Genomic DNA, 13,894 nt, shown 5'->3' with positions numbered 1-13,894 from the left:
ATTTATCTGGTTTTTTAGAAATTTTAACCCGATAGCGGCGATCAGTGAACTGAAAACTGACACCGGATCAGTGATCACTGATAACTAATCACTGAATCGCTGATCAAATGCCCTAAGCTTGTATTAAGCCTTTTTTAACTTCAAATTCCTTTAACCTCAATCAATATGGATTTTTCTAGTCTTGTTGCCAGTCAGCTAAACGCCGGCGTTATCTGGCCCGAAGGAATCCTGATTATTACCCTGATGGTGATTTTAATCGGCGATTTAATTGTGGGACGGAGTGCCAGAAGTTGGCTGCCCTACGTTGCGATCGCTGGTCTGCTCGCTGCTGTGGCTGCTCTCTATTTTGCCTGGGACAATCCGAAACCGGTGGCTTTTTTAGGGGCTTTTGAGGGGGATAATCTCAGTATCGTCTTTAGGGGGATTATTGCTCTTTCTACCGCCTCCACAGTGCTGATGTCTATCCGTTATGTGGAACAAGCGGGAACCTCCCTAGCGGAATTCTTGGCCATTATGCTCACCGCAACCCTCGGGGGAATGTTCCTATCTGGCGCTAGTGAATTGGTGATGATCTTCATCTCCCTAGAAATGCTCAGTATTTCCTCCTATCTAATGACCGGTTACATGAAGCGGGATCCTCGATCGAACGAGGCCGCTTTAAAATACCTGTTAATTGGAGCTTCTAGCTCGGCGATTTTCCTCTATGGTGTTTCCCTTCTCTACGGTTTATCCGGAGGTGAAACCAGTTTAAGTGCCATTGCCCAAAAATTAACCTCTGTTAACGGTGGTCAGTCCCTGGCCTTAGCGATCGCATTAGTGTTTGTAATTGCCGGTATCGCCTTCAAAATTTCGGCGGTTCCCTTTCACCAGTGGACTCCTGATGTGTACGAAGGTTCACCCACTCCCGTGGTGGCTTTCCTCTCGGTAGGTTCCAAAGCGGCCGGTTTTGCCCTAGCAATTCGCCTATTAGTGACGGTTTTCGGTCTAGTGAGCGAACAATGGCGGTTTATCTTTATCGCTCTAGCAATTTTGAGTATGATCCTCGGCAACGTGGTCGCCTTGGCCCAAACTAGCATGAAACGGATGTTAGCCTATTCCTCGATCGGTCAGGCGGGTTTTGTCATGATTGGTTTAACCGCCGGTACTGACGCGGGTTACTCTAGCATGATTTTCTATCTGTTAATTTACCTGTTCATGAACCTAGGGGCTTTTGCCTGTGTGATTCTCTTTGCTCTCAGAACTGGAACCGATCAGATCGCTGAGTATTCGGGACTCTACCAGAAAGATCCGCTCCTAACCCTCTGTTTAAGCATTTGTCTGCTGTCTTTAGGAGGAATTCCGCCTCTAGCGGGCTTCTTTGGTAAGATTTATCTATTCTGGGCCGGTTGGCAAGCGGGACTTTATGCCCTCGTCCTCGTTGGTTTAGTCACCAGTGTGGCCTCGATTTACTACTATATCCGTGTGGTCAAAATGATGGTGGTCAAGGAACCCCAAGAGATGTCCGATGCGGTGAAAAATTACCCCGTTATCAATTGGACCCTTACCGGGATGCGTCCCCTACAGGTGGGTATTGTCCTCTCCCTAGTGGCGACTTCCCTGGCCGGTATCCTCTCCAATCCTCTCTTTACCCTAGCGACGGATTCCGTTACCACTACCCCCATCCTACAATCGGCGGCCCTGGTGACGCACATTTCCCGAGCAAATTGAGAATCTCTGTTGATTTATCCTAGCTATTCTAGTCCTGTCTTAAGGTTGGGATAAATCAACCACCTTAAGACTTGTTCTAAGCTTAACCTGCTTTTTGCCTTACTCAAATTGGCCAAGTAGAAGACTCATTTGGTTAACAACATTCTCACTTGCTTTTAACGCTTCTTTTCTAATTGCTTGAATTTCGGTCATACTTTTTGCTATTCTCTGCTGTTCGGATTTGGGTGGAATAGGCACTAAAACTTTTGACAAATCATCTACTAAAATAGTAGGAATAGCATGACCTGTCATGTACCTTTTAATCTGACGCAAAAAAAAGTCTGTTCGCATATATACTAATAAAAACAAAGGCTCGACTCCCTGAATATTTCTTAATACTGAAAATCCATTTGAGCAAATTGCTCCGTCTTCATCTTCCGTGATTAGGGCTGTTGCTTGGCGTGGTGTTCCCGTGCTTGCTCCTGAAATTGCTGTAATAATATCGCCTTTGTACAATCTATAAGTTGCGCGAGATGGGGCCTCGTGTGCCTTGATTATTTGTTGGGAAACAACTTGCATTGTACGATAATCAACATCGGAAATAGCGATATATCTAATTTTACTGTCCCTAGCTAAACGAAAATCAGCCGCATCTCTCAAAATATCGGCAATTTCACCTAAAGGTTTCGCCCCAATAGATTTTAGATGTTCTAATAATTTTTGGTCATTGGGTAAATAATGTTCGGCATCCAGTCTCGAATTGAGCAGGGTATTCTTAACTGTATAAATACAATCGCTGTTTTGTGCAAATTCGCCATTAATAAATGACCTAAAAGATTGAGAAATATCATCTATATCATCGTCAACTATTGGCAAACCTGATTTTTTTCGGGCTATAACTCCCGACTCGTTGCGCTTATATATTGTTTGTCCTTTAACGTCATAGCCTATTTTTTTGATTTGTGCCATAAAACAAGAATCATTGTCTGCTGGTAATTTTTGAACTACTAAAAGTGATGTCTTGATTCCAGTGCCGTAGGGTACAAAGGCTTCCGGCGGGATGGAAACAACACCTAATATTTTTGTTTGGGAGCGCAACCAATGCCGAATCGGTCCATTAGAGATATTTTGTAATAGACCATCGGGCAGAATAATCGCCATGCGTCCACCTGCCCGCAATAATTTTATAGATTTCTCAATAAATAAAATATCGGGCGACTGACCCGCTAAAACGGTTGGGGAAACTTCCCAACCATTGGACGCTGATTTATGCCATTTTCGGGCAAGAAGATATGATTTAAGAATTTTCTGGTCTTCTACTTTGCCTTTATTTCCGAAAGGAGGATTGGTCAAGATAACATCAAAGGAATTATTTAATTTTTCATCTTCGATAAGCGCATTAGTGCAGATAATTTCTGAACCTGTGCCACCTTCAAAAACTAAACGAATCATTCCCGAAAGGGCGACATCGGGATTAAATTCAATTCCTGTAATACTTTCTTGCACAAAACTTGCTATATCGAACTCTGGATTATTTTGTCGAACATGGTTTATTGCTTGAATTAAAAAACCACCACTTCCGCAAGCAGGATCTATAATTTTTTCGTTTGGTTTGGGGTCTATCATTTCAACCGCAAGGCGTACAATTGGGTGAGGGGTAAAAAATTCTCCCCTATCTCCACGCTGGTGTCTATTTACAAAAGTCTGGAAGGCTTCACCTTTTATATCGCCAGATGTTTGAGTTAAATTAATGTACTGTAACTTGCCTACAATATAAGCAAGAGTCAAAGGTTTTAACTTGAATGTGTCATCGGTGAAAAATCCCCGATAATGATTCTTGATGGAGGTAAATAATTGACTAAGACGCGCCATAAATTCATCGGACTTATTTGCTCCGATGGCTTTATATTCACTTGCTGTAACGCCAAAGTTTACAGATTGCTTGGCAGATTTTTCATCATGAAGTTTGATGATGATTAGTTTAACCATCTCGTGAAAAATCTTGTCTTTGAGCATTCCTTCGTTGGCATAAATATAATTATGGCACTCTTCAAAAACTGCTGAAAGATTGTTAGAAGGTCGTAATTCCTGAATTTGCGGGAGTTTTTCAGGTAACAGGCTGTCTTCAGAAAATAACAATCCTTGCTCTTTCATTTTTCCAGTTTGCTGCTGTCTTCTGTCCATTTGTTACAACTCTCCATTTGCTTCTTCTGTAATTAAATATCTATTATCAACCTGCATTTCGTCTTCTTTGACACTATCTTTCTCCTTCAATGTTTGGTAAACATCATTTAGATTTTCATACCAGTCATCAGTGATACTTAATCTTGCGTTGCCAGATTCATCAGTAAACACAAACCCCATGATGTAATTTTGCTGTAAGTGATTTTCATCCTCACCAGATGATTCTAGGTGTTGGGGGTTGGCAAAAAGAAATTTATGCTCTGAATACCGAAGAAAAATGTCAATCGAAATAACGTTAAATTCATCTTTTCGAGGCGTTGCTTGAGTTCTGTTGCTTGAAGCAGATTTGCCAGAAACAAAGTGAGTTTCCAAGACCCGAATTTTTGACATAACATAATTGAGGCGGCTGTCAAATAACGCATTTACTTCTTCTCTTGAAAGATGCTTCAATGGCTTTACTGCGCGTGATTTTGCCGTTTCTCGTTGTGGGTTGTAGTTTTGAATTTCTTCATATTCATAAATGGTTGTTGAAAATTCATCTTGAAACTTTGGCAATTCTCGATGTATCCATTCGATAACTTGTTCTTCGATGTTGCCATTCTGGTCAATCCAATCAATTTTTCCAGAATGTGCAATGAGAAAAATTTTTAATTTCTCGAAGTTGTACAATTTATGCCACTTTTCAGAATTTGACTTTACGCCTTTAGATTCCACAACATACCAAAGATTAGATTCTGGTTTGCGAAAATAAAAATCTCCATGGTGATTTGGGTGCTTCCTACCTTCCCATTTTTCACGAATTCGTTTAACTTCAAATCCATATTCTTCTTCAAGTTTCTTTTTTAGCAACAACTCCGTGATTGAACCACTGACATATCCCTGTGCATTAGGGCTGTGCTTTAATGCTTCAAGAAAAATTTCTAAATTAGTCTTAAATACTCGGTGAACAAAATTAGTCAATCGTTCAAAAATGGTCATATTTTCGTCTTGTATTGTTGAGAAAAACCTTCCCAGAGTTGAATAGATAGACTATTTTTAGCCTTGACTGTATTCCTAGCAAACCAGTCTTTTAGTGGACAGAGATAATCGCCATCTTGATTAAACAAGAACTTGCCCCTATACCTGATTATAGAATATAAATTAGAGGATGTCAAGAGATAAAAAATTCAGTTTAATGTTAACCAAAGTGATTGAAAAAAGCTGAGAGATTGTTTAGGGCAGAAATCTTGAGGGATTATATCAAAACATTGAGGAAGACTGAATTTATTCAGTCATGCTCTCCTGTTATTTTAGTAAAATTGTTTAGCCTTTTGATCAGGTGGGTGACACTCACCTGATTTATTTTTAGCTATACATTAAAACGGAATAGTAAAACATCACCCTCTTGAACAATGTATTCCTTGCCTTCACTTCTGACTAAACCTTTTTCTTTGGCTGCGCTCATCGTGCCACTATTAACTAAATCCTGATAAGACACGGTTTCTGCACGAATAAAACCCCGTTCAAAATCCGAGTGAATAACTCCGGCTGCTTGGGGTGCTTTCATACCAGAAATAATCGTCCATGCGCGGGTTTCTTGGGGACCAGTGGTGAGATAGGTACGCAGTCCTAATAACTCGTAGGTAGCTTTAATTAAAGATTTTAATCCCCCTTCTTCTACTCCTAAAGAACCGAGAAAATCTTTTCTTTCTTCCTCCGACAATTCCACTAATTCCGATTCTACTTGAGCAGAAACGATCACAACTTTGGCCTGTTCCTCTTGGGCAATTTGACGGACACTTTCTACCCAATCATTACCCGTGGCCAGATCATCTTCGCTCACATTAGCGGCATAAATAATCGGTTTCCGACTCAATAAACCGAGATTTTTAATTAATTCTTCTTCCTCTTTGCTTAAATCCACTTTTCGCGCCGAAATACCGTCATTAAGACAAATTAGGATTTTTTCAAGGATAGCCAATTCTTCGGCGGCTTCCTTGCTATTTTTCGCCTGTTTGCGTAAACGTTCCACCCGCTTCTCCACCTGTCCCAAATCCGCTAGAGCTAACTCTAGATTAATCACCTCGATATCCCGGGCCGGATCCACAGAACCGGAAACATGAATAATATCATCATTATCAAAACAGCGCACCACATGAACGATCGCGTCCACTTCCCGGATATTAGCCAAAAATTGATTACCCAATCCTTCCCCCCGACTCGCACCCTTGACTAATCCGGCGATATCGACAAATTCAATCCGCGTCGGCACGATTTTCTCAGAATTAGAGATTTTAGCCAAAACCTCCAGACGTTCATCGGGGACGGATACCACACCCACATTCGGTTCAATGGTACAAAAAGGGAAATTAGCGGCCTCGGCCTTGGCATTAGCCACCAGAGCGTTAAATAGGGTCGATTTTCCCACATTTGGCAGTCCCACGATTCCAGCTTTTAACATAAAAATTGCTTGATAAACATCATCCCGACCTCTCACTATATCAGGCTGCCCCTCGTTTTTGTGAATCCGGTTGATGAGAAAGACTCTCGATAGTTAACAGCTTAGTTAACATTTATTCAAGTTCCTTAACTAAAAGTAGGCAAGATTTTACAAGAGATTGCGAGAATGGGATGTAATGCTTGAGACTGAGTTAGGGTGAAGAGTAGGAAAGAATACACCTGTAGCACTGGGCAAAATTATGGCAAGACAGGCCTTTCACTTCTAAATACGTCCTGAGAGTAATTTTCAGTGCTATGACAGTATATTTCCCAAGGGCGATCGAGTGTAAATATCGCCCAATCGCCGCAACTAATCACTAAATCATTCTTGGGGGTATCTGTATGAATCAAAGTATCGGAGCAAACACGCGTAATGTGGCCCTTGTCGGCCCCTACTCCAGTGGAAAAACCTCCTTACTGGAAAGTTTACTTTTCGTCACAGGAGCGATCACCAGAAAAGGTAAAATTAGCGATCGCAACACCGTTGGTGATAGTTCCACGCAAGCGCGGGATCGACAGATGAGTGTAGAAGTTTCCGTTGCCCATAGTCAATACCAAGACCTAAATTTTACCTTTCTCGATTGTCCCGGTTCGATCGAATTTGCCAGTGAAACCTATAATACCCTCGTCGGGGCCGGTGCTGCTATTATCGTTTGTGAACCGGTGGTCGATCGAGTTCTCACCCTGGCTCCCTTGCTAAAATTCCTCGATGATTGGGAAATTCCCCATCTAATCTTCATCAACAAGATGGATCGCTGTAATAGTCACTTTAACGAAGTCCTACAAGCTCTCAAATCCGTTTCTAGTCGTCCCCTCGTTCCCCAGCAATATCCTATCCGTCAGAACAACGAAATTATCGGATTCATCGATTTAATCAACGAACAGGCTTATCATTACCATGCTAACAGTCCCGCCGACCCTGTAGCTTTACCCGACCACCTCAAGGAAGAAGAACAGATTGCTCGACAAGAAATGCTAGAAACGATCGCCGAATTTGACGATCATCTTTTAGAAGAACTCCTCGAAGATATTAACCCCTCCCGGGAAGAAATTCTCCAAGACTTAAAACAAGAACTGGGAGCCGATCAGATAGTACCCGTGTTCTTCGGTATGGCGGAACGGGACTATGGTGTGCGTCATCTCCTTACCGCTTTAGTGGAAGAAACACCGGCCCCGACAATTACTGCCAACCGTCGCGGTCTCGATCCCAGTGCGGATGGAGATGCAGTGGTACAAATCCTCAAAACCTATTTTACTCCCCAGGGCGGTCGCCTGTCCCTAGCGCGAATCTGGCAGGGAACCCTTAACGATGGCATGGCCTTGAACGGTGTGCGGATTGGTGGTATCTATCGTCTCATGGGACAACAACAACAACCCCTACAGCAGGCCCAAGCGGGGGAAATTATCGCTCTCGGTCGTTTGGAAGGAATCGGCACCGGAGACGTGGTGAGCAGCGGCAGTCAAAAACCCGATCTTCCCAGAGGATTACAGCTTAAACCCGTCTTTGCTCTCGCTATTGCCGCCGCAAATCGCAAGGATGAAGTTAAATTAAGTTCAGCTTTGACGAAACTGATCGAAGAAGATCCTTCCCTCTACTGGGAACAACACGGTGATACTAAAGAAGTGATTCTTTGGGGACAGGGAGAAATTCATCTGCAAGTGGCCCTCGATCGCCTAGCACGCAAGTATAATCTACCGATGACCACCCATTTACCCCAAGTTCCCTACAAGGAAACGATCAAAACCAGCACCAAATCCCACGGACGCTATAAACACCAAACCGGCGGCCACGGTGCTTTTGGTGATGTGTATCTCGATATTAAACCCTTACCCCGGGGGGAAGGTTTCCACTTCCATGAAAGCATTGTCGGTGGTGTTGTCCCCAAACAGTATATCCCCGGGGTGGAAACGGGAGTGCGGGAATATCTTGGTCATGGTCCTTTGGGTTTCCCCGTGGTGGATATCGATGTTACTCTCACCGATGGTTCCTATCACAGTGTCGATAGTTCCGAACAAGCTTTTAAACAAGCGGCCCGTCTAGCGATGACGGAAGGACTGCCTAAATGTCATCCGGTCTTATTAGAACCAATTCTATCGGTGACGGTTCTCGCTCCCTCAGAATACACCGCCAAGGTTTTACAGTTAATCAGTGGCAAACGCGGTCAAATTCAGGGTTTTGAAGCTTCTGCGGAGTGGAAAGGTTGGGATCAGGTGACGGCCTATCTCCCCCAAGCGGAAATGCACGATTTCATCGTTGAATTGCGTTCTTTGACTATGGGGGTTGGTTTCTTCCAGTGGGATGAGGATCACCTGCAAGAATTGCCAGATAAACTACGCGATGCGGTTTTAGCTATGCAGGGTAATGGTAACAAGTAAAGTCTTCTTGGCTGTCAGTAAGGTAGAGCGATAAATTACCAAGAGATGGGCTTTTATTGGCTCATCTCTCCCTTTTCTGGCAAAAAATGACAGAAGGGTTCCATAAGATTATCCTAGTGCTATACTGCCCCAAATTAGTCTCGGAATTCTCAAACTAAGGGGATTAGAATCTTCTAGGGAAGGGATGAATCAATGGAAGATAATCTCAGGAGTGGAAATGGGCAGACCCAGCAGTTTACAATTAAAGTTTCAGAAAAACAACCGGTCAATCACGGAAGTTTCTCTGGGTGGTGCATCAGTTCTGGTCTGCCAAGGTAAGATGATAATTCCCGATGGGGAAACAAAAAGTGATATCAAAAGGTCATTGTGAGAGCAGTTGCCGAAGTCAGTAAAAAGGAGATGAACAATCTTAAAACATTAAGACCTGCAAGGATCAATCTCGGTTTTGTGGGATGGATGAGAATGAACTTGACAGGGTATATCGAAAAATATAAAATTTCTTGAGGGATAACCAAGAAAAAATACGGCAGTTATCTTAATGACGAGGCCGTAGGCGAAACGAGTTTATACCTTGTTTTTCAGAGAAAACCTGTCAGAGTCAATGAAATGTCTATAGCTAAAGCCTATTAAAATTAATCATTATGCTCACTTCTTATCAGGAACTACAAAAAGAACTTAGTTTGTCGTTACAAGACTTAAATAGTTTTGCCGACAAATTCCAAGAAAGTTATGATATTATAGTATCTTCAAACGAAATCAATGAGAATCACGGTGTCGGGGTTCTTTTAAAGAGAATTTTCCCTGATACCAGTGGGATAGTCTCCCTACGAACCACCAATCTCTACGGAGGAGATCAAGATTTTGGTGTCCAGAATTTTTGCCTAGATGTGCGCGGTTGTTCCTACGGGGAAATTTTAGTAAAAATTCAAAATTTATTTGTTTATTTAAAACCGAAAAGAGTCTTAGTAATTCCCTACTTTGTCGAAGATTTTTATGTAGCCACAGCGATTAAATCTCTCTTTCAAGTCCCCGTTTGTACCTACCTGATGGATGATCAGAATGTCTATGTTGATGGCGTTGACGATGAAGCAGTTCAGAAATTACTCGATAGCAGCGATTTAATTTTAGGCATTTCTAAGCCCCTTTGTCAAGCCTATAGCAAAAAATACGAAAGGAAAATTTGGTTTGTACCGCCTCTAGTGGAAAGTTATTTAATGCCACCAGAAATTACCGCACCCGATTCTATGGCAAGAGGGATTTTGATCGGTAATATCTGGTCTCAGACTTGGCTAGAAAATCTCAGGCAATTATGTCGAGAATCCCAGATCAAATTAGATTGGTATGGCAATCCTAACCGTCAATGGTTGCAATTCCAAGAAGCAGAGTTAGAACAAGATGGTATCTTCTTTAAAGGTTACTGCAGCCAAGATGCTCTCATCTACTACTTACGTCAAGCCCCTTTTGCAATCGTTCCCACCGCCAGTTCTGAAAACGAGCAAGAGCGTCCCGAATTCGCCTGTTTGAGTTTGCCATCCCGCATTCCCTTTATTACCGCCGTTGCTAATACTCCGATCATTATTGTTGGTCGTGAAGATAGTGCCGCCGCTCAGTTCGTCAAAGAATTCGACCTAGGAACTGTCTGTGATTATAAAGCTCAAAGCTTATTAGCAGAAATAGAGAAACTACGAATAGAAAGCAATCAACTGCGGCTCCGTTATTCCAGTCAAAAATTAGCCAAAAGCTTAAAAGCCGATCATTTTGATGATTGGCTCTGGAGATCGTTAGAACAGGGAAAACCCATCGATAATCGCTTTGAACAATTCGAGAAAAATAGCCTTAAGTGCGGTGTGATCGTTACCGCTAGTGAAGTCAATCAAAGTCACGGGACAGGAGCCTTGGTCAGAAGAATCTTTCCCGATGATAGCGAGATTATTTCCATCCGTTCCGATAATCACTATGGTGGTGAACAACAATTCGGGGTCTTGAGCTTCCATCTTGACCACAAGAAAATGTCGCGACCAGCGATATTTCAATCAATTCTACAAACTCTCGGACACCATCAAGTCCAAAAAGTTTTTTGTGTCCCTTATTACGCCAGCGATATTCTGACATCGATCGCTATTAAGGAATTATTTAACGTTCCCCTTGCCACCTACATCATGGACGATCAGAATATCTGCGTTCAGGAGATTCCCGATGATTTGATGAAAGAGTTTTTAGGCAAATGTTCCGTTCGTTTTGCCACCCATCCCGAACTCCGCGACGCTTACGAAAATAAGTACGGCTACAAATTTTGGCTCCTACCGGCGATCGTTCCTCACCGTCTCATTAATAGTGAAGTTGCCGAAGTTTCTCCCCAACGCTGTCAAGAAAAATGGGGAGCTTTATTAGGGAGCATTTGGAGTCCCCAATGGTTCCAATCTCTTTTAGAGAGTATTCAAGGAGCAGGAATTAAACTAGATTGGTATGGCAATTCTAACTATTATTGGCTCAAAGAATCTGCCGCAGAATTAGAAAAATGGGGACTTTATAGCCGAGGACTTTATCCCGAAGAAAAACTAGGACAACAACTACAAGCATATCCCTTTGTTATTGTTCCAACGGGGACCATGGACGAAAGAGATGATCGGACAGAATTATCTCGCCTTAGTTTACCCGGCCGGATTATTTTTAACCTCGCCACCGCTAACACCCCAGTAATTCTTTTAGGCAGTAATAAAACCTCGGCGGCTAACTTTATTAATCGCTTTCAAATTGGTGTGGTTTGTGATTATACACCTGAAAGTTTGGCAGCAGCCGTGGACTACGTTCTTAAACCAGAAAATCAGCAAAGAATGCGAGAAAATGCCGTTAAGGTAGCGGCAAAATTCTCCGATCAAGGTATTGATCAATGGGTGTGGCAGTCCCTAGAAAAAGAACAAGCAGCCGATGACAGATTTGAAGCGATTTTACCTCGATCGCCGATCGATTTGGTTCACTTTATTGAACCACCCGTTCCCGCAATTATTTATAAAGATTATGCTCAAGTATATCAAGTCATGCGACGTTTACGAGGGCAAAAATATCAGCCCGATTTTGTGGTTGATGTGGGAGCTTCCCACGGTATTTGGTCTCATACCGCTAGTCAATTATTCCCAGAAGCTCGCTTTATACTCATTGATCCGCTAATCTCAAAATACGAGCAATCGGCCAGAAATTACTATATCTGTAATATTCCTAAAGCGGAATTACTAGAAATTGCCATTTCTAATCAAGCTGGTCAGTTAAGTTTTCAAGTTTCCCCCGATTTGTACGGTAGTTCCTTGCTCACTCCCGCTGATTTTAGAAACTATGAAACGATTACAGTGGCAGTAAAAACCCTCGATCAGGTGGCGACAGATGAGCAAATTTCTGGCAGAGGAATATTAAAATTAGACGTGCAATGTGCCGAGCATATCGTCTTAGAAGGAGCGAAAGAATTTATCGCTCAGGTAGATTTAGTCGTTGCTGAACTCTCCTTTATTCGCTATGATCAGGACGCTCTCGTTTTCAATGAAATGCTTAATCTTTTGGATCAGCTTGGTTTCCGTTATTATGACGAAACCGGCGAATGGAGATCCCCCATTGATGGCACACTTCTCCAAAAAGAAGTGGTCTTTATTCGTCAAGATTTGTTAGTTCCTGAAACTAGCCGTAAAATTGAAAATTCTCCCAGTCAAGCTTAAGACAATTTACCCAATTACTAGCCAAAATGATCAAACAATTATTAGCCAAAAATAAAATAGTTCAGCGAGTTAAAGCAGTCAAAGATTTATTTCTAGAAAAACTTGATTCACTCAGTCGTGTCCAATTTGACCAACTCCAAAAACTGGAGAAACTGGAGAAACTGGAGAAACTTAATCAGCTTGATCCCTTAGATTTTAAGGTTGAGCAACTTAATAACTCCACGGAGCAAATCCGACAAGAAAATGCAGAAGCCAAGCGAAAGGCTGATTTATCACTGGAAAATCAAGCCTTCTTGCTCAAATTTTCCGTAGATATAATTAAAAATATTCAAGTCTTGACGGAAAAACTCCAGACAAATCACAGCCAATCTCAAAAACAGCACGAATCAACTCTCGACACTTTCCAAAAAATAGCCAGCCAATCTCAAAAACAGCACGAATTAACTCTGGACACTTTCCAAAAAATAGCCAGCGATGTGCGATTAGACTCCCAAAAACATAGTGATACAATTATCGATTCTTTCCAGAGAATTTATGAAGCTTACCAACAGCAAAGCGATGCTGTTTTTGGAACCATACAAAAAATACAAGAAAATCTCCAGCAAATTAGCGAAGATAACCGCCAAATCTTTGAAGATATTCACTCTCAAAAATACAAAGTCATTATCGATCAAAAATATTTTCAAGATTTAGACATCGAATTAATGACTTATTTATATTCCTATCTTCCCCATCGTCTTGCAGTAGATATTGGTGCTAATCGGGGCGATGTTTCTAGTCGTCTCCTACAAGTTGGTTATCAAGTTTATGCCTTTGAACCTTTTCCTGCTGTAATCGATAAGCTCAAAAATCGCCTCGGTGATCATCCTAACTTTCGGCTTTTTCCCTTTGCTCTCGGTTCCGAAAATCAAACCCAAGAACTCCATATAGCCACCGATGAAACCCCAGACAACACCTATCAAGATGCCAGCTTTTATAACAGCTTAACTAAGCATTCTCTCTCGGAAGGTTTAGTATTTACCGATACTATTCCCGTTACTGTTAAAACCCTAGCTAGTCTCCACGATGGTGAGGAATTACCTAAAGATATTGGTTTAGTTAAAATTGACACAGAAGGCTTTGATTTAGAAGTAATCAAAGGTATGGGTAACTATCGTTATCCCGTGGTAGTCGCGGAATTTTGGGATCAAAATTTCCCCTTTGGACGTTCGGGAGCGATGAATCAATTACCAGATTTAGTCAATGCTATGAAAGCAAGAGATTATCACTGGCATCTAGTTATCTATCGTATTTGGGGCAGTTCCGACGTTAGTTATTACTGTAATTCTGCCTATTCCCTCGATAATTCTTGGGGCAATGTTTTCTTTTTCCAAGATTATCATGTCTTCCATCAAGCCTTACTTTGGTCTGCTTCCGTTATGCCAGCTACTTATTTTTCAGCCTAGAAACTTAGGCATCAATCATTT

At 42.0% G+C, this 13,894-nt stretch carries 7 protein-coding genes and 1 pseudogene; 5 read left to right on the top strand and 3 right to left on the bottom strand.

Annotated elements, in window-relative coordinates:
- Positions 1-165 precede the first annotated feature (165 nt).
- Positions 166-1,707 carry an NAD(P)H-quinone oxidoreductase subunit N gene (locus ACQY1X_RS13070; RefSeq protein WP_002778533.1) on the top strand — a complete coding sequence of 514 codons (1,542 nt, stop codon included), beginning with the start codon at positions 166-168 and terminating at the stop codon, positions 1,705-1,707.
- Positions 1,708-1,806: 99 nt separating this feature from the next.
- Here the strand turns inward: ACQY1X_RS13070 and ACQY1X_RS13065 are convergent, their stop codons facing one another.
- From ACQY1X_RS13065 to ychF, 3 genes are all read right to left on the bottom strand, one after another.
- Positions 1,807-3,840: an N-6 DNA methylase gene (locus ACQY1X_RS13065; RefSeq protein ID WP_430015739.1), complete on the bottom strand. Its 2,034-nt coding sequence runs from the start codon at positions 3,838-3,840 to the stop codon at positions 1,807-1,809.
- A gap of 33 nt (positions 3,841-3,873) precedes the next feature.
- Complete coding sequence (locus tag ACQY1X_RS13060; protein WP_430014767.1) at positions 3,874-4,848, bottom strand: hypothetical protein; 975 nt, start codon at positions 4,846-4,848, stop codon at positions 3,874-3,876.
- 370 nt (positions 4,849-5,218) lie between these two features.
- Positions 5,219-6,310 carry a redox-regulated ATPase YchF gene (gene ychF, locus ACQY1X_RS13055; RefSeq protein WP_002732084.1) on the bottom strand — a complete coding sequence of 364 codons (1,092 nt, stop codon included), beginning with the start codon at positions 6,308-6,310 and terminating at the stop codon, positions 5,219-5,221.
- Between the two features lie 380 nt (positions 6,311-6,690).
- Between ychF and ACQY1X_RS13050 the strand changes: the two genes are divergently transcribed.
- From ACQY1X_RS13050 to ACQY1X_RS13035, 4 genes and pseudogenes are all read left to right on the top strand, one after another.
- Complete coding sequence (locus ACQY1X_RS13050; RefSeq protein ID WP_430014766.1) at positions 6,691-8,724, top strand: elongation factor G; 2,034 nt, start codon at positions 6,691-6,693, stop codon at positions 8,722-8,724.
- Positions 8,725-8,878: 154 nt separating this feature from the next.
- Positions 8,879-9,094, top strand: a pseudogene (locus ACQY1X_RS13045) (PhzF family phenazine biosynthesis protein); the annotation flags it as partial.
- 271 nt (positions 9,095-9,365) lie between these two features.
- Positions 9,366-12,428: an FkbM family methyltransferase gene (locus tag ACQY1X_RS13040; RefSeq protein ID WP_430012900.1), complete on the top strand. Its 3,063-nt coding sequence runs from the start codon at positions 9,366-9,368 to the stop codon at positions 12,426-12,428.
- 26 nt (positions 12,429-12,454) lie between these two features.
- Entirely contained in the window at positions 12,455-13,873 is a 1,419-nt protein-coding gene (locus tag ACQY1X_RS13035) for an FkbM family methyltransferase (RefSeq protein ID WP_430012899.1), read from the top strand.
- Positions 13,874-13,894: the final 21 nt, after the last annotated feature.

It is taken from the genome of Microcystis protocystis FBCC-A270, assembly GCF_050500235.1.
Lineage (GTDB): Bacteria > Cyanobacteriota > Cyanobacteriia > Cyanobacteriales > Microcystaceae > Microcystis > Microcystis ichthyoblabe_A.
Note: the sequence above shows the minus strand (reverse complement) of the source record. Positions and strands in the feature narration are given on the sequence as shown.

Coding starts and splice junctions, on each gene's coding strand:
- ACQY1X_RS13065 (WP_430015739.1), bottom strand. CDS start 3,840: ATGAAAGAGCAAGGATTGTTATTTTCTGAAGACAGCCTGTTACCTGAA.
- ACQY1X_RS13040 (WP_430012900.1), top strand. CDS start 9,366: ATGCTCACTTCTTATCAGGAACTACAAAAAGAACTTAGTTTGTCGTTA.
- ACQY1X_RS13070 (WP_002778533.1), top strand. CDS start 166: ATGGATTTTTCTAGTCTTGTTGCCAGTCAGCTAAACGCCGGCGTTATC.
- ychF (WP_002732084.1), bottom strand. CDS start 6,310: ATGTTAAAAGCTGGAATCGTGGGACTGCCAAATGTGGGAAAATCGACC.
- ACQY1X_RS13050 (WP_430014766.1), top strand. CDS start 6,691: ATGAATCAAAGTATCGGAGCAAACACGCGTAATGTGGCCCTTGTCGGC.
- ACQY1X_RS13035 (WP_430012899.1), top strand. CDS start 12,455: ATGATCAAACAATTATTAGCCAAAAATAAAATAGTTCAGCGAGTTAAA.
- ACQY1X_RS13060 (WP_430014767.1), bottom strand. CDS start 4,848: ATGACCATTTTTGAACGATTGACTAATTTTGTTCACCGAGTATTTAAG.